Below are 26,209 nucleotides of genomic sequence, written 5' to 3' on the forward strand. Positions count from 1 at the left end.
GACAGGAATACTTTTAGTTGCCGATTCGACTTCTCTCCGTCAGTCGATTGTCGATAGCAGGTAATGAGTGACCGCAGGTAATAATCTAATCATAAGCTATTTTACGACGAGTTGGTACAACGCTATGATCGCCTTCGCTATGTTCTCCCAGGAAACCTCCCGTACCTCCTCTCGACCATTGGTCCGCTCTCCAGACAGCAGCACTTGTTTTAGACCGGAGACTAACTCCGCCTCATTTCTACCAACATAGGAGTTTGTTACGTTCTTCAACCGAAGCTGTACGTCTCCAACATCGGTCGTCACAACGGGAACATTGCATGCCATCGCCTCCTTTACCGTGTTTGGCGATCCTTCTCGAGATGACGTTAGCAATATCGCATCTGAAGCGTTCATATACACTGGTACCTTCTCATGCTCGATATCGGAGATCGTCTGTAACTCAATATCCATTCCGAGCTCGTCGCTTACTTCATTCACTACGGCTTCAGCCAGCGGATAGTTCTTCCGCGTATACCCTGGAGAATACGGGAATAGCACTTGGAATGGCTCTTCTGCCCACCCTACTTCACGCCGTGCGTCTACTGTTGACATCGGCTGAAACAGATCCAAATCGACTCCACTCGGTACGATCTCCGCATTACAGGGTAACATCTCCGCCATCTCCTCGCTGCGAACCATGACGCCGTCACAGCGCTTAGCACATAGCTTCGTCACAGGACCGTATTTCCCCATGAGGTCCGTTCCCCAGAGAGTCATCACTACCGGTGTGCGGAACTGTGAAAGTGCTATTGGCGCTGTTAGACCGAAGTTCGAATGAATAACGTCATAATCAGAATGTGTGTAATCCTTATGAAATTCGATGAGAGTTTTTATATAATGGCTATAACTTCTCGTTTCCTCTGGCCCACCATCGACTACCTCTTTTCCAGATACCGTGAGCGTATCAATTTCGACTCCCTGTTTTCTCAGATGTTCCTCTTGTTGCCTATAAAATGATGTTTCCGAGGTGACGAGTGAAAGAACGGATAGCCTCGGATCGGAATTGCTCATATAGCGCACTGCTAGTTAAGAGATTGTAAGTTATGCTATTTCGATGGGGATTGTCTATCTGCGAATTCTGCTGCTATCCCCTCAAACCGGTTCAGGCCGGGAAACTCGTGTAAGCTTGATTCGTCCGTGATGGCTCAACGATGACCCCGTAGAATTGTTGTTTGATTTCGTCGGCTAGCGTTACCAGCTTACGGCTGAGTTATGGGGCGGGCACCCTTTCACCGTTGGTCATTATTGGTATCCAAACGCGAAACACGCTCACGAACACCATGATATCCTTCCTTGACGACTGGCATGCCGTCATATAGCCAGAGCAGGAAGGCAAAGCTGCCGAGTCCGAGTACAAACAAGAGATACCGGCTCGGCTCACCGGTGAGTAGTTGTCCTCCGATGGAACGAACATACGGTACGAAGTTGATAACGACTCCTTCAGAGATGCTGTCTTGCTGGGACCCATTCCCTCCAATCGGCCAAAGAATCCGCTCAAGTTGAAGCTCACCGCTTCCGATGTAAGTCGGAAGGACATCAAAAAGAGGATGAAGCAGATAACCGATTCCGAATGCCCAGCTGAATCGTGATTGCCCACGGTTGTAGGCTAGAATGGCCACAGCAGCGGAGAGCGGAACTGCAAAGAAAATCGAATGACCGAGTGCATATCCGCCTTCAAAGACACCGAATTGCCACGCGAGAGGCTTGTCTATGAGGTCGGGCAGTAGCGATGCGAATACAACGATAATCGTTTCGTGGCTTGTCGGAGAATCTTGATACACCGTGTGTACAAACAGTGAATACGCGACATAACCGATGATCGCATGCTCCCATGGCATCATGCTACTACTGCCTCATCTGGTGGAACTCGCGTTCTTTGATGTTCTCTCTCTGTTTCTCACGAACTGCTAACCCATCTACTATCATAGAGACAATATAATCGGATAAACATCTGCCGATTAGTGTTTCAGAGACGGCCGGGAGATATCTCCTACTCTCTCGATCAGGAACACTCTGCCTATCGATCCTTATCGGGTGGGACGTTTTTTCATGTCGTATCAGTTCACTACGCTCTGGCGATCTGGCCGTTCACTGTAGTGATCTCTGCTATGAGGGATGTGTATGCAGCTAGAAGTGGGTATTGCGTAGAGCAATCACGATACAAATACTCATGAAATGCATAGTTCTCACTACGTGGATGTTTTCGAGAAGTGGTCTGTATATGATGTTGGTGCTCCTCGATCCAACTGTTAGTACGTGTTTCGTACTCATGGAGTGTTTCGTATACTGGGTGCAGCTCATCAAACGACGGATCACGGTGCAGCAGCTGTTGAATTTCTCTTAGCCCCTGGCGGATTTCACGGATACTGACGGCTGCTTCTGTAAGTTGATCATGTTCTGTATTGAGGTCCTGAAGAAGTTGTTTGCGTGCATCCCATTCGCGCTTGCCTGCTTGGAGCACCGCTTGTTTCAGTTGTGGTGTGAGAGATTGACTGGTTGTAAGCGCTGTTCGTATCTCTTCACCTAACTCAGCACCCAGATGAATATCCAGTGGCTCGTCGTAGACTGCTTCATAACGGGGCACATTTACCACTGTCTCATCATAAATAGTGATTATCTTCTGGCAGGAATTATTCGCCGACTGACTCGAATTTACCGCAGAGGATTTTGGCTGGAAATAAATTTGTCCATTCTGGCCCGTATCTATCTCTATGATTTGATCGATGAACCGCTTGAAGGCTTTTTGCTCAACAGTGACTTGCTTCTGCTCTTCGCTCACAACCGCCACTGCATCCGAGAGTTGTTTAGTTCTCATTTTGGCCATTGATCGTCGATAGGGCTGTAGGTCAAGTCAGCACCTCAGTGAGACTACTTGTCGCCATCGGGGGTGGGAGTTCGGAGCAGTAGTGGACAGAGGGTGAATGAGCACAGCTTTGCTCACGAGCCCTCTACGGTCCATTCACATTCGGTGTTCAGAGATCCTCCTGGCTGTCCAGTAAGTCCGAGGGAGTGACAACTTGAACATCGCTCTCCTCGATGTAGTCAAGCAGCTCCTCAAGTTCTTCAGTGGTCATATCTGCCAGTGGGTCGTCTTCGATTTCGTTTTCCGGGACGATTCCATGTGCGAGTCCGATTGCAAGTTGGTTGTGCTCCTCAGCGATATCGATCATGGAGGTAAAGCCCTCAAGGTCATGCATGTCAACTCTCGAAAGATGCATTGGATCCGTGAACGGCACAGCGTTAGGTGTACCACCAAAATACGAACTCAGATCGTGATACTCACGGGTGATCTCGACGACCTCTTCGTTCGTATTATGATACGGGACGAACATCGACCGTGCCCCATCAGGGAAGCCACGTTCATCGAGATATTCATAGTCTGATTCGATAACTTGACGGATCGATTCGGGATCATTGAGCTCCATGAACGCCTCCCCTTCAGGATGCGAAGAGATGTCCCAGCCCGCATCGCGCATTTCGCGGAGATGATCGATCGTCATACGATCTTCGCGGTTGAGCGAATCAGGGACGACAGATGCAGTAGCTGACATACCGCGCTCTTCAAGAAGAGGGAGTGCGTTTTCGTACTGACTTTCGACCCCGTCGTCAAACGTCAGCATTACATAACCTTGATCGGCGGCGGGAGTCATCCGGAGATCATCGACCCAGAAGCGAATTTCCTCTTCATCTTGACTTTCGATAAGAATCTGGATCTCTTGAACATCATCGAGAAATGGTTCGCCTACTTGATTGGTATAGCCGACGTCCATTCGAAGCCAGCCTTCATATGTACCGACAATTGTTCGGGTACTTTCGAGCTGATCAGCTTCGCCGGGCGCAAGTATTCGGACAGTAATGCCAACAGGACGGGGGTTTTCAACTCGAACGGCAAGTGAAAGGTGGTGTCCTTCCATGTCCAGACCATCGGGATACGCGCGAAACATGCCTGCAACGTTGCCTGCATTTTCGATACGTGGCACTTGCGAGCCTGTAAGCGCTTCATCCTCATCAGGTGTGATATCACCTTCAAGAGCAGCCCACTCATCGAGATCTTCGAAGTCATCAACGACTTCACCGTGATCGATCGCGGGTGGTGTTGCGTCTTGCTCTTCATTGTCATCGACAGGTGCCGTGTCATCGCTGTCTTCTCCGTTATCGTCGCCTCCTGGTGTGGCGTCCGAAAACTGGTCAGTACATCCAGCTGTCAGAGCGAGTGAGCCGGCACCGAGCGCGGTTATGAACTGCCGTCGATCAGTTTGATCGTCCATCACCTCCTCCTTATTCTCAAATAGACTTCGTTCATTGCAGCCTAATTTTTACATTCATCTGAATTATGAATAAAGCAACTGTTTCGCGGAGACAAACAGTCTCTGCTAAAAAGTGTTAGAGTGGCACTCAAGTGGCCAGCAACGAATATTTGAGCCGTGAACGGAGTAATCTGGCTCAATTAGCTATATTATAAGGTTTGGTACTAGGCACTATACATCCCATTTCTTCCTACTGACGTCGTTCACTCCTTGAGGGTTAGCTTCCTGTTTTAACAGATATGCGCACGTATCCACTAGGAGCCCAGTCTCTGTAGGGTGGATTGGTGTGTTCCACCCCTCTCTGCTTGAAGTCCCGAGAACAAATGTTCCATGCTACATTGGCGCTGTTATCGGCCGTTAGACTGCAGGCGAGACTGAGTGTTTGCAGATCTACGGATCATTGACCAAAACGCCACCGCTGCGCATTTTTCTCCTACTGTTCTATCGGTTCAATAGTGATCCTGCATAGAAGTTGAGACATAGGATATAGTAGCTCCTACCAACGATCTCTCCTATTGGTTGTTATAGTCGTGCTACAAACTATCCTTCTGGATAAGATTTATCGATTAGAAACGATGTCCAAACATCACAGAGATCATCCGCACACTCCTGGCAAAGTCGAGCATGTTCAACGCTCTTCGCCCATTGTGTTAGGAGTCCATTCGAAATACCACCAACCCAAACTCCTTGCTCATTCAAGGAAAACCGATGAAGACGGCTTCCGTCCAAAAATTGTGTATGGCATCGATCACACTCTATGACCTTCTGAGTGGTTATTGCTAGGTTATTATGATTTTCAGACATTTGCTTATTGTTCCTATCTCTAATACTATGAATTTATCTATTACAAATATATAAATATTATTAATATAACATCTCTATACTTATACATCAACAGAATAACACGATAGAATTCCTGACTATATCACTAAATTTACTACTAATATTCATATACTTCATATCGAGAGTTACCATTTACTTCGAGATCATCAACTGTCACTGGACCTGCTCCCTGTGTCACTGCAATACCATCTCTGACCTGGTCGCTCAATTCCATCGTAACATCGGCGATTACTGCTGATTCGACATTCGGGAGTATCCGAAGTGCTTCTGTTACGGGTGCATCCATATCAATATCGCAATTACGTACTTCCATACCTACACCATTATCGAGGCGAATCGGACGTTGAGCACCGAACCCCTCAAATGGCTCGTCCACAATGAACTGGGCACCCTCAATAGTGCTGCCATCACCCTTTAATCGAACACCAGCAACATTCGCGTTTTCAAAAACACCGCCCTCAACATGAACACTACCATTTGCACCAGAGACGTATAATCCGTTATCAGGAAATGGTCCAACGTGTACGTCTCGAATTGTTATATTTCCTTGATGATAATCGCTCACTAGGAGGCCCGTCCCGCCGTTACCATTGTTTGTATCGACATCCCCATCTGAGATATCGATATTCTCAACAATACCCGTTCCACTATTAGTCTGTAGTCCTACAAGGAGGGATCCTTTGCTTGCTGTGTCATGCGTACCAACTATATTGATACCACGTGCTATAAGATTGTTACTTGCTTGAAGCTCCAAAGCTCGCCCTCCTTATTCTCTCTGGAAATATCAAACGTAAGACCGTCGATTTGAAGATCATTAATAGGGCTCTGATAGGTACCGAGTTTGAATACATATCCATTGGTCGGAGCAACACTAATCGTCGCATTTTCTCCGGTTATCCCGAACTTATCATAATTGGCAATACGGAACTGGCCATCCGTAAAATAAATACCTTCAGGAAAGTGAACAAGAGTACCGTCCTCGGCAACTTTATTGAGAATCGGAATAACTGAACTATCTCCACTATTATCGGCACCGGCCTCGACAATATCGACAACGTTTGAATAGCCCGAGGAATCTTCCGGTATTCCACCATTATTATTTTCTATGTTGCTGTTATCGGGTGGGCCCTCATCCGCATTTGCGGATGTAACAAGCGATGTTGTCAGGGCAAATCCAGCAACCGCTTTACAGTATAATCGTCGGCTTCTGTGTCTATGGTTATGCTCTTGCATGCGTAACTCCAGAAAAGTTGATAATACCAATAATTAAATAACTATCGATAAACATTTCAGAGCTCAATTCGAAACTGTATATGATGATTCGTTACTAATTATTAACTAGAAATACGATTATATGAACGAATAATATCCATAATTTCTATAACAGCCATAACAAACAATTACCTGATAACTCTACTGAAAATATATAATATATTCTACAAATACCGGTGGTTTAATGCAGTACTACCAATATACAATAAACGTGAGAAGTACTGAATTCGAGCTGTGTGAGCTCTGTGATAAACCAATCTTTACCGAAGTAACAGAGTGCCCGCATTGCGGCTTTGATCCTAAGGCAAACGTACTAAAATTGGGGATTGGAATTGCAATTTTCTTTGGTTTAGTTGGGGTCATAGTCCCGTTCCTATGGACGGTCGCCGCTAGTGGCGTCGTAATAGCTATTATCTCAATGCTGGTAACTATTACACCAACAAATCCCACTACATGATAGCAGTAGGCACTCATCTTAGTAAAGGACGCTTTGTTGAGTTCGCTGTTAGTAGTGATATATTCCTAGTTGTGCGGAATCAATAACGTACTTTTATCCTCGGAGTTATCCGACCCTCGATAGTTTAGTGTAATAATTAAAGTTAACTACATAAATAAAAATACTTAGCAGATACTGAAACATGTGTATTATACTAATATTTATATATCTGCGCGGAGTTGTGATAGCTATGAAGGAGTTGACTGCCTTCCAACGAGACTTGCTGTGTGTCATTAGCGGATTAGATAAACCCCATGGCGTGGCAGTAAAAGACGAGATCGAAGAATACTATGGGAGAGAAATCCCGCCTGGAAGACTATATCCAAATCTTGATGAATTAGTGAAGGCTGATTTAGTAAGCAAAGGGCAGCATGATCTTCGAACAAATGCTTATATCTTAACAGAGCAAGGGAAACAGAGGATAGCGACTCATGAAGAGTGGATCTCTAACTATCGAGTTGCTAACTCATAACTGAATTCACTTTGTTGACGTAGTTATGATCTTACCTCTGTAGAACACTCAAATATGTCTTATAGACTTCTCTCTACAATAACCGGGCAGTAACTATCTCTAAGAGGATAGGAGGGGCTTATCAGGATGTGACACAACGATAGTTCTCTGGTCTAAAATCTCCCATGCCCTGGGAGGTTGCTCGACATCCATCCTGTGTCGAACGATTCTTGACGAGGAGTAGACACCTCGTCAGTATACTCTATATGATCAGACAGGATATGCTTTATGGCTGTTTTGATAGCGGCTTCCTCGCTCAGCTACGATTCGGAGATACTGTGGCACTCTACTCTTCTCTTGAGGCTGCAAATCTTGATTAGTTAGTGGTTCTGGACCAGAGAGATGGAGACTACCGGGATCGAACTTACCAGTAGGTAGTACCGTTTCGCACTTTTAATTTTTATAAATAGTAAAATCTGTGTTCTCTCCATCTATTTTTATTCTCTATACTAGTTATGAATAAATGCGAAATATTGACACCGATTCCACTCTCATAGAGAATATGAACGATCTGACTGGGTTCCAGCGTGACCTGTTATGGGCAGTTAGTGGACTCGACGAGCCGCATGGCCTTGCAATAAAAACGGAACTCGAGAATTATTACGATACCGAGATTCATCATGGTCGCCTATACCCTAACCTTGATACGCTTGTTGACAAAGGGCTAATCAAAAAGGGACAGATAGATAAGCGAACAAATAAGTACGAACCCACTGACCGGGGTCATCGAGAGCTGGAAGCACGTCGTGAGTGGGAAAATAAGTACATTAGCGATCTAAGTAGTATTGAGACTAACACTGATTAAGAGCAACTGTTGTACTCTGTTTGAAGCAGACACCTTCTACGATGGATTTTGAGATTTCTGAGATCTATGGGGTGTGTTTTCTCGTGAGGAGAGTAGTAGTACACAATCCCGATCGGTCGACTCCCTCTATCTACTCTGTGCGGTTGTAACCACACTATATCACAGCTCCTCATATTCTATTTAGCTATCCTCATATATCTGTTAGAGGATTGTATGAACTGTCTTAGCAGCTGTTTTTCCAACTTCTGCGGCTAAATCCCATGCTACTCGTTGAATTTGTTCAGTAGTACTACGGGACCACCGTCCGGGATGGACAAGAAGATAAAGTCGATTACAGCAATCCGCCTCGAGTGCTGTGATCAAATCATCAGTAGTTGAGAGCTGTCCGATTCCAGGAAGAGACGTATTCCAGTTGCGACCCGTATCGGAGAGATACGAGGGCTTTGCTGAATCATTGTGACTCGTCTCCATTGATAGATATGCCTCGCCAGTTAGGTCATAGTCTTCAATACTGTTTTCGTTGGTCCACATGTCTAAGTTGTGATGAGGCGACAGGGGGCTACCATGAGGGCAGATCGTTGTGACTTCAGCATGCTCACGAAAACGCGCAAGATTGCGTGCAAACCGCTTGTGACTCTCTTTGATGTTGCCTCGAGACTTAACGAAATCCTCATAATGATAGCCAACTTCGTGGCCGAGGTCTGCAACCTCAGCAACTATCTTTGGACTAAAGGTCGAAGTTCGGAAATAGTACGTCGTGGGGATATCGCGTTCGGCTTCTGTCTTAGCCATTGAACGGGCTGTACTGACCTTTCTATCAACGTCGTGACGGATAGCGATATAGGGATTATCGTGATCAGATCGGCGGATGTGTTCGTCCACACTATAGAAGGTGTACCCATTATCAAGTGCGGCATCGAGCAGTTTCTCATAATGATCAAACGTAAAGTCGCGAATGTTCATTGTGGTTTCTGTACTATAATGTATTCTCCGATGTCATATATGTCTCGGTACTAACGATAGTAGCAATTGCACAGTGATGCCCCTGACCAGACGGAAATACGCTGGCCTTCACTCCGTCCTACATTAGATATCTAGTACAAATACTGTAATACTCTGAATAGACGGCCCTTGAAATAGAAATACAACGACATACAAAAGTAGAGATCGCAATTGATGGCGCAGGGAGGTAGAACCATGATAAAAGGTCGGAGAATGGTCCAATTAGGTACGGCAATGTTGCGGTCGATGAAACGGTGATTTGTACTTCAGAGGCTCTCCTCTATCCAGGTAACGTATCTTCTTAGTGCCTGTCGAAGGGATAAGGACTTTCCCTCATCCCTTTGAGGCCATAGTTACACTGTCAATAGACAGTGCAGTCAGATAATTGACTGCTATAGCTTATTAATCTTTTTAATTCTGTAGTTATCCATAATGGATTTAAATATATTATATATCGAAAAGTACAATACCATATAATAATATAAATAGAGTATAGGATACTCAACAAAGAGACCAGTAACAACAGGAACTAACTGTGTTTCAGTACATTATTCTCATTGCCTTTAGTGGAGAGACAGAAAACGAACTCAGAGCCAGAGTGGTATCATGATTTATCATTTTGAGGTTTTTTGACTATTTTACGAACTTTTCTATCATCACGCTGCGGGTCATGGCATAGGCTCGAGGCTCATTGAACTTAGTTCGATATTTTCAGAAATACGTTTAACGAGAATTCGTTCCTTTTTTGCATGAAGCACCTTGATCCATTCCTACAACCTCGTTAGTCAGTGTAGATCGCTGGGTGTTGAGCAGTGTCAGTATAACGACCAGCTCGTTGACGGTGACCTCGGTATATATGCTTATTAGCGACCCCACCTTAGTGGCTTCCTGACAACATCCAAATTAATCGGAAGCAATTACAGGCAGATGAGATAGACGGTTATCGACAATGAATTTTCGCACGTTATCAGCTAAACCCTTGATAGATCCCAAATACTCAAAGTGGTATTCTAGTTAAATGAGGATTATTAGAATTATCGGAGTCATTATACCTTGACTATGTCACCCTCTATTATTTACTACAAAAGAGTTATTGCAATCAACTACATAACTAGATTTGGGAGGAGTGTATGTGCCTCTGACCACTATAGCTCCTCCCAATATCGAAATACTCCATAGTTGACACCGCATCAATATTATTATATTATAGGAGATGTACTGCTTTGATCAAAACAGGCGGTATGCTAGTCGTGACCACAAAACCGAGTACGGCTCGACGGAACGCCGCTACAATGGAAGGGCTTGCCATGGTCATTTTATTGTCTGCACTTATTATTCAATTTCCGATTGGGATCATAATCGCGTGGGGCGTGAGACGAGTAGGGATGGATCCGGAGTGCGAGGAATGGGAGTGCTCATTCCTCTTGGTGGATTGGCCGTTCTACTTGCCTATTTCTAGGAGCGAGTGAGTGCTGTCGAAGACAAGATATATGAGAACCAATACTCAACAGGTGACGGTAACTATCCTCACTTGCCGCCACGTGTTCTACATCAAGATGAATAGAAGACTTGTGCTCCCCATTCAGTAGTGAATCAACTATTCGTCCATATCCAGACTTTTAGCGATCGGACGTCAATGACCGATCGGGCACTGGCCGTTCAGACATTAAGGCTTGTGCCCTATTCGTAGCGCACTGAATTCTCTGCCAGTCTCGTCTATTTCCTTACTCTGAAGCCCAAAACACGTGTCTCAGTGTAATGCCGTGCTACAGCATATAGCTGGTAATCATATCTCTTGTATCAAGTGCATGTCTTTGTGAATATCTCAAGTATAAATACAATCTAGATAGTAATTTAATTATATACTTATCTAACTATTACACTAGGAAAAATTACATGATATTATTGTGTCTGTTTAGCTAGGTAGATATCGACACTGAGTCACGTGGTGATATCAGACGTTGACAATTTTACCCGCATCGCTCAATATCGACCACTCACTGGAGAGTAACCCGTGTAATCGCGATTAGAGCAAGAAACTCCAGGAATGAAACGAGTAAAAACAGTTGCTGCATTGAAGTAGCAGTTACGTACATCATTTCCATCATATACCACAGATAAAGCACACTCAGATTCTCCAAAAGTAATGCGATGCCAAAACAGAGAAAGCCGACTGTAAGACTGGTTTGATACTGGCGATAGTTACGAACCCACACTACCAGCAGAACACACAGCAACCCAATTGAGAGAATGGAAAGAACCGCACCACTAAGAGTCCAATAGATCATGTAGGCTTCTCCTTGTTCTCTGGACTACTGCTATCAATATCTGACGAAATTCGCTCAAACACCTCTCGATGCTCGGAAAATGCATCAGTTGTGAAATACATTTCAGCGTACTGACTACCGGTTGACGTAACGATCCCATGGTCCGTAAGGAGCCCGAGATGGTGACGGACGGTTTTGTAATTCAAATTCAGATCAGTAGCGAGCTGATTAGCATTTTTGGGCTGCTCAAGAAGCGAGCGGAGAATCCGAACTCTATTTGTTCCTCCTCGCATTCCGGTGAGAAGGTAGAATAAAGTCTTCTCTACAACCATAAATGAAGAATCTTTTATGTGGGATTATAGATTTGTTGATTGATAGCTATTGTTGCCAGTCGTAAGCAGGCTGATTTGGAGATTAATCCAAAATACGAGAACCCATATTAGATTATGAATTCTGGCTACAGAGCGAAGGTGATAGTTACTACCTCAACGTCGTTAGGCAGCTATCCGCTCGATTTATCACATAGACAATGGGAACGACCGTCGCTTCGTTGCACTCATAACAGAAATCGCATTTTGATTTGTTCGGGGTCCCACAGTGCTGACAGGCATATCTCCAGGACCGCTCATCGACGTTTTGTGCATTGTATATCATATCTTTCTCCTTTTTCTACAATACGTGCGTCTATTATTAGCACATTCCTCTTGCAGTTGCTGAACGAGTTCCTCGGGACGTCACCGAAAGATATCTCAGAATCTGTGGCACTACTATTACGGGAGCGATAGGGGGTTCAGTATCGTCGCTCTTCGAAGAGATCTACTGTCCGCTCTGCGGGGTCATCCGTGAGAGTTCTTCGGCCTGTGCAGAATCTAGACGCACGGGTTCTTGCTCCCTGTCCTCGAGGAGCCCGACCAGATCTGTACCTCACGGACCAGTGTCCGATTTTCATCAAGACACCCCTTCTCAGCACGATCAAGCGTAATGGTGGTCTGGTTGCCTATGCAATTGCTTCCAATTATACGGGTATAACGTTGTTTGTTCGAAACGGAGATACAGAACTGAGGAGTTGCTCTCTGGACTATCTTTATTGGGGGGTGTAGTCCCTCCGGCAAGTCCTGACTACTGCTATCGCACTTTCACAGGTGTACTCGCTGTGATCATACCACTCAAGCACATGCTTGTGTGGGAGGTAGAGTTGACCTTTAGTGGAGAATGACTCATCCTTGCTGCGAATAAGGTCAAAGGCAGTACGTACTCAAGTACCAGCTAACTCTGGTCCAATCAACTCACCCAGAATTTTCGAACTTCTGATCACGTTGTCTCCTCAGTCGAGATCGCCAGAACGGGTCTTTGAAACTCCTTCTTCGCGGCTTCTGGTACCAATAGACGGTGGCCTTTGCTTCTCGGAGGGTAGCCTTAAGTTGCATTACCAGCGTTCTGCAATCCATTTACTAGGACTACACCACATGAGATCAGCGCTCGCTTCTCTGTGAATGGAGATTATAGAGCGAAACTATAGAGGAACTCTTACCAGAACCATCGTTAGCAAGTAAGTTACGTTTCCCTCCAGAGGAATATACTGGGTATGTAGTGTGTATTATCAATCATATAACTAACTTTTGATAGGAAGTTTCTACAACGGTGAAAGAAGATCCGATATTGTCCTTTGGGGATATTGCACATTCTCACCAGGACAGAGAGACCGCAAAAAGAGGGACTAACAAAGAAGGGCGATTTCTGACTAGTGCGAGGGTTCTCGTGACAGTCCTGATGTTTCCCGCAACTATACTTCATGAGCTGACACACTATCTGGTAGCCAAACTGTTAGGTTTTGAAGTGAGTGGTGTTATCTTATTTCAGTACTCTCCAAGACAACAAGGAATGGTTCTCATTCCGGCCGAGGAAACCAAGAAGACCATTAGATACAACATCGTATTAGCATCGCCAATGCTAACGTGTGGATGCGTTTGGGGATACTACGTTTTGCATGGGTATACCTATACTTCAACCCTCTCTGAGTATCTGATCGCCTCTATTGTTATGACCGGGTTTTTCGTTAGTGCAATTCCTGATCAGATCCGGGAACAGATCCCACTATGAGCGTTACTGTATGTGTTTATAAAACAGGATAGTATCCTACGCAGGAACCAGACGAACAAGAGGAGCGCTCTCCTCGTCTATTACTATGTAAAGATGACCTGTATCAGGGGCAACCTCAACATCGCGGATTCGCCACTCTTGGTCCTCTAGTAGTGGAGTCGTTTCCGCAACATCTCTATCATCGACGGTGAATCGGCCGATGTATTCTCCGGGCAGGTTTCCGACAAACAGATCTCCTTGCCAATCGGGGAATGCCTCTCCATCGTAGAACGTCATACCACCAGGTGGGAAGCCACCGGACCCACATTCCCAATAGTACACAGGGTTCACTGTATCATCACGCTCATCCGGCAGATCGCCGACTGGAATATCTGTATCATATTCACAGCCATAGTGTGCGATTGGCCATCCGTAATTGCCTCCCGCTTCAATAATATTGATCTCGTCACCGGCTTCCTCACCGTGCTCTGATTGCCATATTTCACCACTCTCTGGATGAATAGTCATCCCCTGGCTGTTCCGATGTCCATAACTGAAAATCGCGTCGTGGACATCCGGCTCATCGACAAACGGGTTATCATCGGGAATAGTACCATCAGGCATGAATCGCAACGTCGCACCGACTCCGTTGCTTGTATCCTGAGATACATGGTCCTCGCCGAAATCCTTCAGCTGTCGGTCACCAGTCGTCATATAGAGCGTCTGGTCGTCGTCAAAAATAATCCGAGAGCCAAAGTGGCCGTCACCTTCGATATAGGGTTCGGCGACATAGAGCTCCTCAAAGTCCTGGAGAGTTTGCTCCTCCGTATCGAGGCGTCCTCGACCAAGTTCTGTAGCTGACTCACCATCGTCGTTCGTCACTGAGTAAGTGAGATAAACCCAACATTCATCCGGGAAGTTTGGATGCAACGCTACGTCGAGCAGTCCACCTTGGCCCTCTGCATAGACCTCTGGTGTCTCATCGATAAGTTCGAGCGTTCCATCGTCCCGATCAAGGAGGCTTAGATTCCCTTCCCGTTCTGTAATGAGTATTTCAGACTCATTCGGAAGGAACGCGATTGCCCATGGATTGCTGAGGTCATCAGCAACTTCTTCGATCTCAAAATCCGTTCTATCCTGCTCTTCGTCAGCTTCATCGGATTCGTCGTCCTCGTCTTCAGCGCCTTCAGCGCAACCGGCAACAGTGAACACTCCGATTGCTGCACTCGTACTGAGGAATGAACGCCGGTTGATCTTGTTCTTGTTTGGCATCATCGATTCTCACCGATATTCGCACAACGAATCGAAATATATTATATCTATTGGTATATGATAAAATATAGAAAAGACTCTATAGAAAGGCGGCTTTTTTATGAAGACTAACTGTCGACATATGGTTCATCTATGTAATTAAATTGATAGTATCTGGGCCAATAGTGACTTCCTAGCCGGACGCTAACACGGAATACTACAAACTGATCATCGGCTCATCAAGAAGATCTATCTTTTAGTTGCCGAGTGTATCCCTTCACAGGGATGTCCCAGCCGGTTACTGGTTCAGTGTCATCGGGTGGGTGCCCTCTCACATCGTTTCGGCGAATCGAGGACCCACCTCGATTCTGCCCAACTTATCTCTTCTACAACTGGTTTTCTCTACTAATGACTATAATACAACATCTATATGCGTGTCCAAACTGTTATTTGAGATATGGATCGTAGACGGTTTATTGCCCACACAACTGCAATGACATGTCCCTGTATTGCGCTTGCAGGGTGTACAGATGAGCGAAACGGCAGTACAGCAGATTCTACTGAAGATGACGATGAGGAACCGCCTGACTCTGACGAGGAAGTGAACGAAGAGCAGAATGATGTGGAGCACGATGGGGAGCCAATCACTGATTACGATCTGGAGGTTCATGATGAACGCTCAAACGGTCACGTTTTCTGGGTTGATCACAACGAGCGGATGTACGGTGGCCGCTCCAATCGCGTGCTTATCAGTGACGATTGGTGGGAGACAACTGAAACACTATATACAGTTACCGAACACGAGGACACGAACGACTATATCCAGTCGGTGATCGTTCCTGAGAGTGGGCGTGTTGTCGTCGGTGTTGGCGGTCGTGCCGATAAAACAACTGGACGCGTGATTCTCTTAGACGAAGATGTTGAGGATCATGAGACCGTCTACGAATTCGACTGGGGACGCGTCTCGAACAGCCTCGCTCACGTGGTTTACGAGGATATCATCGTTATTGGTTCGTACGGACAGTCAGATTTTGAGGACGGGAATCATCCCAACGAGGTTATTCTCTCAACTGATGGCGGGGAGAGTTTCAACCGCATTCTCGAAGCCGAACTCCGTACAGAGGATGCACCAAATCTTCACATACACGATGTCGAGTACGATCCGCACGCTGAGCGGATCTGGGTCGCCGTTGGTGACAACGCTAACACCCAGCTTCATTGGAGCGACGACTTAGGTGATTCCTGGGAGCAGATCGGTGAAACTGGTGAGGCACCAATGGTCACTCAGATCAGTGCATTTGAAGATTGCATCGTACTCGGCACTGACGGTACTCCAGAGGGTATCATTCGCTGGGAACGCGATACCCCGGATGAGGAACCTGACGGCGTTGAGGAGTTCGAACACCATAGCACACTGCAGTTCGAGACAGACAACGACCGCATGCAGACGTTTGCCAGACGACGTTGGCATATCCGCGAGGATGATGGGCGCGAGCTTTGTCTCATGCCATTTGGATACTCTCCGATGAACCCCGATGCGACCGATTCAGTTCTGTTGGCAAGTACTGATGGGGATGCCTGGTATGAACTCTATCGAACTGAAACACAGGATATTCTGCTCTCTAATGTCATGGGACCGCTATCGATGGACGGTGATCTGCGAACGCTTGTATCAGACAGCTTTCAATCAGGTGGTCATCAGATCGATGCGACAGTGCCAGAATTCTGGGAGTAGTCCCGACTGCTGTGCCAAAGTGGTACTGTGGTTGCTCTCGATGAGCTTCTATACTGTAAAATGGACATATCTCTTCCGTCGAATAAGAGAGATCGCTCACCGGAGCCCGCTTTTCCACGGCTCTACTTATTTTGCTAGGTATCATTGAATTCCGATCTATTGGACTTGAATAGCTCCCGGTAGATCATCAGAGCACTACGCCGATTCAGTATTATCATGTGCCGCTTTCCCATTGATGACTTCGCCTCTCTCCTGACAGTCTAGACATCCGAAAACCTCGCCATCGTTTGATCCGAAAACCTGCCGGAAGCGATCAGTAACATGTCCACCACATGAGCCACAGGTAGCCATTAATTTTAGATATATCTATAGAGATATAAATGTTTGCAGTCTATGCTACGGACTCGCCCGATGAGATAGTGATTGTGGTTGCGATTGGATACTCTCTACTGGCTATCAGTTATACTACTAGTGCTATGATCCCCAGCAGTAATGGTACTCCGCTGAGGACAGGAGCTCAGAAATGGCGCACAGCGATAAGGTGGAGGCGGAGGATGAGCCTTAAGCACGGGCCGATGCCGACCAAGCAACCACTTGCGAATGGCAAACCCGTGTCGCTGTGCGCTACCAAATATTGGATACTGTAAATACTTAAATTTAATTACTGAAAAGGATATTAGAGGGAGCGGGGTTTACGAGCCACTCAACCACTTACAGTGATTGTAGGGATCTGTTGTTGACTATGTGAGAGGCCACCGATAGCTACTCGTACAAGATGGGTGTGTGTCTATTTCCCTTGTCCTATAGTATACCATCCTGCATTTCTAGGGCGAGCTATATGGATAGTATAGAATCCATCGGCCAACAGATGTAATAATATTCGGTGCATAGGGGAATGTGGGGTGAAAGCCCCGACGCGTTGGTTGCGCGTGCATGTCATCCGTCTTAGACGGACGCGGCAGGTGTCCATTCACCCGCCGCTATTCGTACCACAACTATCATACAGTACTCACTTTTGAACTGAGCCGAAATGATTGATCAAACTCTGATTGCTACCGTCTCTATAGTGTATTTACAACATCTTCTGAGTAGAAAGATTATTTACCAGACAATCAATGAATTTTATATGCCATCCGTACTGATTGCCGATATTCTCGATCAATTCGAGCCCAGCTCAGACGAGACTCCTACTGCCCCACCGAAAAACAGCCGTGGAAAATTGATTTGCGCACGTGAGTGTGCAGATGGAATACCGTGCAAACAGAGAGTACGAATTCCATTCATTGCGTGCCTGTACCACGAGAATCACGATCCCGTGATCGGGTAAAACGGAGTTACAGGGAACTCCTTGGAACGAAGTCCTGACAATCTAAACACCCAGCAGACCGTTTCTCTTTGAATGAGACTTCTGTCGACGTTCACGACTGAGTTCTCTACTGGGAGCCTCGTTTGTTGAGGGTCTGTGAGGGATTTGGAGTTTGTGCGCTCCTCGTGACCAATTGCATGGTACGGATCACTATGGTCGTTCCAGTTGACGTACGAGCCGTGCCCTCAGACGCTCTATGATGCTGTACCGTCGTAGGACCGTTTAAACCCCTCTGAAATCCGGGCTATAGACGTTAGCTGTTGAACCCGAATATATCCGAACTTCTGAAGCGCCCGTTAAACACTTCAGAGCGCTATTTTGCCGAGAAAAAGCTCTGGTTCTATCACTCCTCCTTGATATCTACAATATGATTTGTAGAATTAATATGTATTTTTCTAGCTAAGATACTAATATATATTCCGAACTTGAGAGGGAATATAACATGAAACGAAGAAAATTCATTGCTATGAGTGGTACAGCAACAGCTGTTCCTCTCGTTGGTTGTATGGGGAGTGACAACGAGGACAGAAATGAGAGTGAGGAGGATGGGGAGCCGGAAGAAGCCACTGAAAAGGGAGGACGAACTGAAGTAGATGAACTGCTTGAAGGAGGAGTATCAGATATTGAGGGGCTTGAGATCCTCGAGTATGAATTCATCGAGGAAGACTTCAGTACACGAATCGAGGGTATCGTCGTAAACAATACTGGGAGCGATCTCGATTACGTCGAAGTTGGTATCATCCTCTACAATGAAGACAGTCAGGGCACTGAAGACAGCTTTACTAATATAACAAATCTACCGACTGGAGAAGACTGGGTTTTTGAGATCCGACTACCCGAAGGCGTCACAGATATCGATGATTATAGAATCGTGGTCGTTGATCGCCCGTTGCTTTCCCTCTCTCGTTTCAACTGAATATGCAACTGCGTGCTTCAGTGCCGTCTGTCGATCTACAGCGGAACCATCCTGCTAAATACATTTGAGAGACGGCTCGAGACGCTCTATTATGGCCGTCTGGATTTTCGAATAGCCTCTCGGACCCCATAGACAATCGGTAAGGGATCGTCGAGATAGACGGTATCGAAGTGAGGCTCGGCCACGATCGATAAAAGAACGTCACTGATCGAAGACATGAATGAGGGAGGTTCAACAAGGGTCGAATCTGTTTGTACGAGACTTGCTAGATACTTCAACTCACCGTACAGATAGTGGCTACCGACACCGACTTTGTAGCCCGGTTCGATCAGATCTCCTTGTTCGGTCGCCAGAAGCCAGAAATCATGCGGAAAATCCGCGCCTGCCCGAACCGCACATGGAAGCGATTGCCACATGCGTGGGTTGATCTCCGTGAGTTTGAACTCACCAGTTTCAGCATCCCGCATATACTCGATACAGGCAAGGCCATGCCAGTCGAGTGCATCGAGTAGTGTTCGACCCACCTCTTCGAGTTCCGGGATATGCACTGACTTCCGATACACACCGCCACCACCAGTGTATGAATCGGCTCGGATCTGACGGTGCTGGAACGTTGTTTTTGCTTCCCCGTGGTCGTACAACGCGCCGAAGACGTATTCATCGCTGCTGTGGACATACTCCTGTACAATCGGTGTGTGCTCCATCTTTTCACACAGTACCGCCACATCCGGCTCTTCGCCCGGCTGGAGGTGTTCGATCGTCTTCACGATCCCCATGTCGTGTGGGGTATAGGAGTCGGCGTACTCCTCGGCTAGTAGGTTGTACCGAGACTTGACGATGAGCTCGGGACTCCAATCGTCGACCTCATCGAGCAGCCGTGTCTCGGGGACAGGTACGCCGGCTTCTTCGGCAATTTCGCTCAGACGCAACCGGTCATGAACGTTTTTGAGTGACTCGAATGAGGGGGTGACGACTGAGACGTACTCTTCGAACTCCTCTTCATATTTCGAGAGCAGATAGGTGTCTTGGGGCTGTGCCGGGATGATGGTCCGAATATCTGGTCGAGCCGCAATTCCGACTAATGCGTCCTTGTACGCAATGAGGTCGTCCTCGGCGGCCGGAATGATGATCGTCTCGTTACTGTAGCGTCCTGCATAGACGGGAAGATCAGCCCGATCCGATGCGAGGACCGTATGAATTCCGTGCCGAGAAAGCGAACGCGCTGTAATGTAACTGTGGGAGTTCAACCCTGTTGGTAATAGAACGGCATCTCGTTCACTACCTGTATTCGACATATTACTTCCCATATTGTATACCATCTTATATGTATGTTGGTATTCGGGCTCCTACTCCGGTGTTGATTGCGAATAGCTGTAGTGTGATCTTCGGTAGCAAACACCCTTATTCTGATAGATCGTCTTCTTGGTAGCGATTTTCGACCAAAGAACTCGTGTAGCTCTCTGTGTGGAGTAGAGAGATCGGTCTGCGGTCTCCGCGTGATTGATTGTTCTTTACCAATCTATACCGACTGATTTTTTAGGTCCCATATGTAATGGGATATATGGCATCCGATCGCGGCTGGTGGTTGCTATTGCCGGAGCCGCTTCGCCGCTTTCCGGCCGACCTTGTAGCCGTGATTATACTGACACTTCTGACGATGCTTGCGGTAGCATCGCCTATTGTTCGTGAGACACCGCTTCGCATTCTGCTTGGGCTGCCGTTCGTACTGTTTCTCCCTGGCTATGCTTTTATTGCTGCTCTCTTCCCCGAGCGGGGACGGCCACCTGTAGAGGATGAGGAAGAAACGAGTGGAGACCGGGGCATCGATCCGATCGAGCGAGTTGCACTCGCGATAGGGATGAGCATCGCGATCGTCCCTCTTCTGGGGCTTTTGCTGAACTTCACACCATGGGGGATCCGGCTTGCGCCCATCGTATTGAGCGTCAGTGGCTTCACGATCGCGTGTGCAGTTATTGGGGCCGTTCGACGAAGAGAGCTTGAGCCTGAACAGCGCTTTTCAGTACCGTACCGTGAGTGGATTGCTACGGGACGAGCGGAGCTGTTTGAGCCCGATGATCGGTTAGACGGGGCGCTGAACGTCGCACTCGCACTGGCGATTCTTCTCGCGGTTGGGAGCGTCGGATTCGCTGTTGCAGTCCCGCAAGACGGCGAGCAGTTCACCGAGTTCTACCTGCTGACCGAGGACGACGATGGCGACCTCGTAGCGGATGATTACCCCGAGGAGTTCCTTCAGGGTGAGCCCCAGTCGCTGATTATCGGCATCGAGAACAACGAGCACGAGACGGTCGACTATTCAGTAGTGGTCCAACTCGAGCGGGTTGAAGGAGAGACTGTCGGTGAGGGTGATGAAGTAGAGACAGAAACGGAAGTAGTCGAACGTGACGAGCTCGATCGGTTCACGACGACCGTTGATCACAATGAGACGGTTCACGAAGAGCAGACGATCACACCGACGATGCTTGGTGAGGATCTCCGGCTAACCTTCCTGCTCTACAACGATGAGGTGCCTGCGGAACCAACTCGTGAGAACGCCGACCGCGATCTTCACCTCTGGATCGATACCGCATAGCGAATTACATCTTATTCCGCCTCGAGCAGTATGAGGTCTACGACTGTCACCACTCTCCGGATTATCGGTCGTTTATCGAATGGGCTGTTTTTTCGAGGACTCGTTTTCCAGCCCACGCTACTGATCCTACTGCCGGCAGTGGATCGTCGAGTTGGAGTACGTCATCGGTCGTGTCGAAGAACGACCGAATAAACGTCGGGACGGCACCGATCTCTCCTGCAGAGAGCTTTGCGAGCATCCATTTGATATCGGTATAGAACAATCGCCGTTGTCGCACACCGATCCGATAGGAATAGTCCTTCTCGAAGTCGTCACCTCGTAGTTGCTGGTAATGATACCAGGGGAAGTCAATACCGCTGTTGACAGCCAAGCCAAGTGATCCCCAGTATCGACCGTTGACTTCGATCAGATAAAACTCTCTATCTGGAGTCTGCATGAACTCGACGTAGACAGGACCCGTCCAGTCGAGCGCTGCAACGATATCCTGTGCGTATGCGAACATTTCTGGCTCATGTATCCCAGTTCGTACCGCACCAACACCGCCCTCGATTGGATACGTTCGGAGCCGCTTTTCCTGGAATGCTGCACGGATCTCCCCATTCTTGGCGAGAGCCCCTGTTGCTACCGTTTCCCCTGGAATTATTTCCTGAATGAATGGTGGGTCGTGCTGATAATACTCGCCTTCTTCGAGGAACGAATTGAACGTCGCGACTAACTCGGACGGTGACTCCACGTAGTTATCTTCCCCGATGCGTGCTTCTCGATATCTTCCGTTTGCGTCCTGTACGGTTGTGACTCGCGGCTTGAGCAAGACCGGGTACGAGATCTCGTCTTTCAGCTGTCGGATATCTTCGATCGAGTCCGGTGTATGGGTGTTGGGAACCGGTACCGAACACGTCTGGGCGATCTCAACGAGTGCTATCTTATTGTTTCCAATTGCGAATTTCTCCCAGTCTTCGACGCCGACGAGCGTATTCGTTTCGGCGATCCGGTCTTTGTGTTTCGAGAGAATCGTATGCGTTCGATCCGCCATCGGAATGACGGCGGTATGGGGCCTCTGTTGGAGAAACTGAATGAGGTGTTCGACAAACTGCTCCGCGTTTTCGTTCGGATCAGGATAGAGATATTTCTCGTCCGTGTGCTTTGTGAGCAGTCCTGGTGCTAGTCGTGATCGACAGCCTGCGGTCACTCCGATGCCCCGTTTGTTCAGTGATCGGGCGAAGTACAATGATTGGTTCCGGTGTGCATCGAGCAGAAGCACCCGCTCATTAAAGTCCCCCATGTTCTAATATTCGCTCCTTCGTGTTTTTAAGTTACTGTATTTTCGTTCAATGTCTCAGTTGGATACTGGTGGCAGTGTTCTGGCTCCTCGCATGGCTACAGAGTGAGCTATCCGCGCCGAGGTTCGTTAAGGGGCCGTGAGTTGAGTTGTGGCAGTGAAAGCCGTTGAATCACCTATAAAACCCTGTCTCGGGATTAATTTCTGGATTCTAACAGATAGAAGATAATAAGATAAGAATTAAATTTCTATATAGCCAGATTTAATACAGAGCAAGATAAGAAGTAAATAGCACACAGCGACGGAGGGTCTTCCCCCCCACCAGCGTCTACCGACTATAACCCATATCGGTAGACGCAAACCCTTCGTCGTTGTGTGCACCTATTATCATAGCAGCTAGTGGTCACTATGCAATTCTGCCTTGATTAGTCTACAACAGGAAATGCGGGCGGCCAGTGTGTAGACGATCTTCTATAGTGGCTCATAGAGTGTGATTTCTGTGAACTGTTACTCCTCCTCTGATTTCATTTCAGATGGGACAATGACATCCGTTCATAGATGGCTGCAATCTTTATCTACAATAGATGACACTCGTTTCATATTCTGGCTATTGTAATAGATAGTAGATTAAAATTTGGACGGAATAGGAGGAATTAAGTACTACGGGACTGCATTGTCAGTTGGCGACCTGGGTTATATCAGTCGCCTGCTTAGTCGTGGTTGGTCACCGCTGTCGCTTAGCCTATCCATCCGGATAGGTTTTGAACGAACAGAGTGTTGTAGCCGTCTCTGCTGTCTCTGAGTAGGGCAAACTGGCATAGAGTAGCTCTGGTTTTGACCCGGTCCTTCTTTGACTCTCTATCTAGAGAACTATGACTGATATTATGTAACGCGCGTTACGCCAGAAAGCATATGCCCTAAGACTAGATATCAGTACCTGGCGAGTGCTTCAGGTCTCGCCCAACCGCGGATAGGTGTCTCATGTTGCCCGGGCCTTTTTCGGTCCGGGTTAGCATTCTCATGCTATAGCAAACTGATAGTTGCGTAGTGATCCCCTGGACAACCGATCAGGATCATTTGGAACAATGGTCATAGGTAGGACTGTCACCAACAAGGACTGGAGTTCGACCACTCACAGAGGCTCATTAACGACAGATACCATTATCTTTTACTTGCTTGAGATTGTATTATACATGGGCGCCCGGTTGATCCACCAGCGTCGTCGCACGGGTGCCCGTTGCATCAGTTCCACTGAGGATGGGAACCGCCAGTCCGGTTCCATCCCCGTGGTTCAGATTAGAAACGGAGTTCGAATACACCCACCACTGTTCATCTAGCAGTGCTGATCTCGATCAAGACGATTACTGGACCCGTATATTGCAGCGTTTTCGAGCTTGTGTACATGATCGCCTGTGTTTCAGCAGCTCTCTGATCCCATGGTTGTTCTCGGAGTCTCCTTGCTTCGTCTGCTGGTGCTCCTCTATAGCGGTGCCTCAAGGGCTATGACAACTCTCAGGGGATGGAGGATTACTGGAGCGAACGCTGGTGTAGTTGCGTTGAAACTAGCTCGGTAAAAGTCACGCACAGCGATGAGAGGACTATGACATCCCTCGTGTGTTCCCTTGGCTCCGTCCCGTGAGTTAGCCCTTCTCGCTGTGCGTATCTTAACTAATAATTCTACCTTATTAAATTTAACTATTCTTCACTGTCAGTGCCTGCTATCAGTGGACTGTCGTAGTGGTACGTATGCCGCAGGACGGTGTCCGGTACCTTTCCGGTAGGGCAGCCGACTTTCTGTACGATGTCTCTCCCAGTAGCCTTTCACTGCTTGTACTACTGCCCAGTCAGAGGTCTCTAGTTCGCCATCCAAAAAAGGCTAGAATTGGGCCGGGGGAAGCCGATTTCGCCGTCTAAGGCGTGTCTTCGTCGTCGGCTGCCGGGTCGTCCTCTTCCTCGTCACCCAGGCCGTCTTCCTCGTCGTCCGCGGCCGGGTCGTCCTCGTCGTCACCGAGGCCGTCTTCCTCGTCATCGGCGGCCGGGTCTTCTTCGTCGTCCGCGGCCGGGTCGTCCTCGGCCGGGTCTTCGTCATCGGCGGCCGGATCTTCTTCATCGTCCGCGGCCGGGTCTTCTTCGTCGTCCGCGGCCGGATCTTCTTCATCGTCCGCGGCCGGATCTTCTTCGTCGTCCGCGGCCGGGTCGTCCTCGGCCGGATCGTCTTCCATGTCGTCCTCGGCCGGATCGTCTGCAGCCGGGTCGTCCTCGGCGGGATCCTCCTCGTCGCCTGCGGGATCCTCTTCTTCTTCGCCCTCGTCAGTACATCCTGCGAGCGCGAAGACGCTTGCTGCACCTGCCGCTTCGACGAACCGTCGTCGGCTGAGTTTCTTTTGCATGGTCTCTTACCTCATTACCCCCATGAACACCGAGGGGTTTTACTACTGGTGGTCTAATTGATTTCACTCATATTCGTGCATGAATTTCACTTGAAATGCGCCGAAAACGTCTGAATATGTCATACAAGTGTATATTGGGTGTCATACCACACCACCCTCTCAGAAAGAGCTACTCCAGGAGATAACCGGTGCCCTCTCCGATGAGTGGCTAACCGGTTGGGGAAAATCCCAACCGATAACTCAGCGACGGTTAAGGGAGGCAGGCGACTCCCGAGCCGATGCCCGATCGCCGTCGAATATCGGTGTGATCAGGCATCTACTGTATCACGTGCTACGAATGTAAACCTGTTGGTAGATAATATGATAGCTGCGAACGTCGGTTCACCAGTCACTGTGGAAGACGACTGTAGTTCGACCCGAGGCTGTAACTAGTGACTACACGTGAATGGGGAGAGTGGGCTGTCAGAGGCACATTCTCCCCACCGTAGTTATCCCTCTAATTATCAATAAGACTTTGGGCTATAACGGGGACGATGGGTGCCTCTGACAGCCTCTGACCGCATTGTCCATTCGAAGGGGGTTTATTTGATTCTTTTGTACGAAAAACAAATGATTGTCTGACGCAGAATCCGCTATTATTTGTAACTGTCAACTAAATCAAAAATGGCTGCAGAGTACTTCCAAAGATATTCTACGATTTTCTGAGCCGTTGTCATAAAAGAAAGGAGTTCACCAAGGAGCGGAGAGAAGCTACGAAGACTACTTGCGTCACATTAAGCGTTGAAGTAGTCCCTGAGATGCGGTCGGGACGATTCTCGATGTCGACTGTGCTGCTTCGTTGGCGAGATCTACCTAGTAGTGCATAGCTTCATCGTCTGTGATGACAGTACCGTTACATTCCGTGGGTTGCAGAGACTGTTTAGGAGTCGGTGACTAGGGTTTTACGGTGCTCGTGTCTGGCTTCGATACATCGATCGGCAACAGATCAAACCCGTTCAGCGACCGCCTCTCGAATGCAGCGATTCAGCATGCCGTCAAAGAAATTCGAGACGTCATTGACC

At 47.7% G+C, this 26,209-nt stretch carries 20 protein-coding genes; 7 read left to right on the forward strand and 13 right to left on the reverse strand.

The features are described from left to right. Window positions 1–96: 96 nt before the first annotated feature. The 6 genes from WOA58_RS11255 to WOA58_RS11280 form a co-directional block, all read right to left on the reverse strand. The gene (locus WOA58_RS11255) at window positions 97–1,050 is read right to left on the reverse strand and encodes a glycosyltransferase family 4 protein (protein ID WP_340604303.1); all 954 of its coding nucleotides are present in this window, start codon (window positions 1,048–1,050) and stop codon (window positions 97–99) included. 218 nt (window positions 1,051–1,268) lie between these two features. Beyond that, a complete protein-coding gene (locus WOA58_RS11260; protein ID WP_340604304.1) occupies window positions 1,269–1,880 on the reverse strand; it encodes a metal-dependent hydrolase in 612 nt (203 codons plus the stop codon). Window positions 1,881–2,104: 224 nt separating this feature from the next. Continuing rightward, window positions 2,105–2,854 (reverse strand): DUF7260 family protein, encoded by a 750-nt coding sequence (locus tag WOA58_RS11265; RefSeq protein ID WP_340604305.1) that lies wholly within the window; start codon window positions 2,852–2,854, stop codon window positions 2,105–2,107. A 157-nt stretch (window positions 2,855–3,011) separates the two neighbouring features. Next, window positions 3,012–4,307 (reverse strand): polysaccharide deacetylase family protein, encoded by a 1,296-nt coding sequence (locus WOA58_RS11270; RefSeq protein WP_340604306.1) that lies wholly within the window; start codon window positions 4,305–4,307, stop codon window positions 3,012–3,014. Between the two features lie 979 nt (window positions 4,308–5,286). Next, the gene (locus tag WOA58_RS11275) at window positions 5,287–5,943 is read right to left on the reverse strand and encodes a hypothetical protein (protein ID WP_340604307.1); all 657 of its coding nucleotides are present in this window, start codon (window positions 5,941–5,943) and stop codon (window positions 5,287–5,289) included. Continuing rightward, the gene (locus WOA58_RS11280; protein WP_340604308.1) at window positions 5,913–6,422 is read right to left on the reverse strand and encodes a hypothetical protein; all 510 of its coding nucleotides are present in this window, start codon (window positions 6,420–6,422) and stop codon (window positions 5,913–5,915) included. Before WOA58_RS11280 ends, WOA58_RS11275 begins: the two co-directional genes overlap by 31 nt. Before the next feature lie 223 nt (window positions 6,423–6,645). On the opposite strand from WOA58_RS11280, the gene WOA58_RS11285 reads away from it, so the two are divergent. From WOA58_RS11285 to WOA58_RS11295, 3 genes are all read left to right on the forward strand, one after another. Further along, a complete protein-coding gene (locus tag WOA58_RS11285) occupies window positions 6,646–6,918 on the forward strand; it encodes a hypothetical protein (RefSeq protein ID WP_340604309.1) in 273 nt (90 codons plus the stop codon). 229 nt (window positions 6,919–7,147) lie between these two features. After that, window positions 7,148–7,429 carry a helix-turn-helix transcriptional regulator gene (locus tag WOA58_RS11290; protein ID WP_340604310.1) on the forward strand — a complete coding sequence of 94 codons (282 nt, stop codon included), beginning with the start codon at window positions 7,148–7,150 and terminating at the stop codon, window positions 7,427–7,429. Between the two features lie 541 nt (window positions 7,430–7,970). Then, window positions 7,971–8,273: a PadR family transcriptional regulator gene (locus WOA58_RS11295; RefSeq protein WP_340604311.1), complete on the forward strand. Its 303-nt coding sequence runs from the start codon at window positions 7,971–7,973 to the stop codon at window positions 8,271–8,273. 201 nt (window positions 8,274–8,474) lie between these two features. Here the strand turns inward: WOA58_RS11295 and WOA58_RS11300 are convergent, their stop codons facing one another. Together WOA58_RS11300 and WOA58_RS11305 are read right to left on the reverse strand one after the other, a co-directional pair. Then, window positions 8,475–9,236, reverse strand: coding sequence for a polysaccharide deacetylase family protein (locus WOA58_RS11300; protein WP_340604312.1), 762 nt, complete (start codon window positions 9,234–9,236; stop codon window positions 8,475–8,477). A gap of 2,323 nt (window positions 9,237–11,559) precedes the next feature. Beyond that, the gene (locus WOA58_RS11305) at window positions 11,560–11,874 is read right to left on the reverse strand and encodes an ArsR/SmtB family transcription factor (RefSeq protein ID WP_340604313.1); all 315 of its coding nucleotides are present in this window, start codon (window positions 11,872–11,874) and stop codon (window positions 11,560–11,562) included. A 1,309-nt stretch (window positions 11,875–13,183) separates the two neighbouring features. Between WOA58_RS11305 and WOA58_RS11310 the strand changes: the two genes are divergently transcribed. Continuing rightward, the gene (locus tag WOA58_RS11310; RefSeq protein WP_340604314.1) at window positions 13,184–13,642 is read left to right on the forward strand and encodes a hypothetical protein; all 459 of its coding nucleotides are present in this window, start codon (window positions 13,184–13,186) and stop codon (window positions 13,640–13,642) included. Between the two features lie 36 nt (window positions 13,643–13,678). Here the strand turns inward: WOA58_RS11310 and WOA58_RS11315 are convergent, their stop codons facing one another. Beyond that, the gene (locus tag WOA58_RS11315; RefSeq protein ID WP_340604315.1) at window positions 13,679–14,893 is read right to left on the reverse strand and encodes a PQQ-dependent sugar dehydrogenase; all 1,215 of its coding nucleotides are present in this window, start codon (window positions 14,891–14,893) and stop codon (window positions 13,679–13,681) included. 436 nt (window positions 14,894–15,329) lie between these two features. Here WOA58_RS11315 and WOA58_RS11320 point away from each other — a divergent pair, with 436 nt between their 5' ends. Then, a complete protein-coding gene (locus tag WOA58_RS11320) occupies window positions 15,330–16,607 on the forward strand; it encodes a beta propeller repeat protein (RefSeq protein WP_340604316.1) in 1,278 nt (425 codons plus the stop codon). 195 nt (window positions 16,608–16,802) lie between these two features. Here the strand turns inward: WOA58_RS11320 and WOA58_RS19190 are convergent, their stop codons facing one another. Continuing rightward, window positions 16,803–16,958, reverse strand: a complete 156-nt coding sequence (locus WOA58_RS19190; protein ID WP_461782289.1) for a DUF7563 family protein — start codon at window positions 16,956–16,958, stop codon at window positions 16,803–16,805. Between the two features lie 1,457 nt (window positions 16,959–18,415). Between WOA58_RS19190 and WOA58_RS11325 the strand changes: the two genes are divergently transcribed. Next, entirely contained in the window at window positions 18,416–18,889 is a 474-nt protein-coding gene (locus WOA58_RS11325; RefSeq protein ID WP_340604317.1) for an FxLYD domain-containing protein, read from the forward strand. An 89-nt stretch (window positions 18,890–18,978) separates the two neighbouring features. Here the strand turns inward: WOA58_RS11325 and WOA58_RS11330 are convergent, their stop codons facing one another. Beyond that, the gene (locus WOA58_RS11330) at window positions 18,979–20,184 is read right to left on the reverse strand and encodes a carboxylate--amine ligase (RefSeq protein WP_340604318.1); all 1,206 of its coding nucleotides are present in this window, start codon (window positions 20,182–20,184) and stop codon (window positions 18,979–18,981) included. A 266-nt stretch (window positions 20,185–20,450) separates the two neighbouring features. Here WOA58_RS11330 and WOA58_RS11335 point away from each other — a divergent pair, with 266 nt between their 5' ends. Continuing rightward, window positions 20,451–21,479, forward strand: a complete 1,029-nt coding sequence (locus tag WOA58_RS11335) for a DUF1616 domain-containing protein (RefSeq protein ID WP_340604319.1) — start codon at window positions 20,451–20,453, stop codon at window positions 21,477–21,479. Between the two features lie 61 nt (window positions 21,480–21,540). Here the strand turns inward: WOA58_RS11335 and WOA58_RS11340 are convergent, their stop codons facing one another. Together WOA58_RS11340 and WOA58_RS11345 are read right to left on the reverse strand one after the other, a co-directional pair. Then, window positions 21,541–22,761: a carboxylate--amine ligase gene (locus tag WOA58_RS11340; RefSeq protein WP_340604320.1), complete on the reverse strand. Its 1,221-nt coding sequence runs from the start codon at window positions 22,759–22,761 to the stop codon at window positions 21,541–21,543. A 1,907-nt stretch (window positions 22,762–24,668) separates the two neighbouring features. Further along, window positions 24,669–25,148: a hypothetical protein gene (locus WOA58_RS11345; protein ID WP_340604321.1), complete on the reverse strand. Its 480-nt coding sequence runs from the start codon at window positions 25,146–25,148 to the stop codon at window positions 24,669–24,671. Window positions 25,149–26,209: the final 1,061 nt, after the last annotated feature.

The sequence above is a fragment of the Halalkalicoccus tibetensis genome (assembly GCF_037996645.1).
Taxonomy (GTDB): Archaea; Halobacteriota; Halobacteria; order Halobacteriales; family Halalkalicoccaceae; genus Halalkalicoccus; species Halalkalicoccus tibetensis.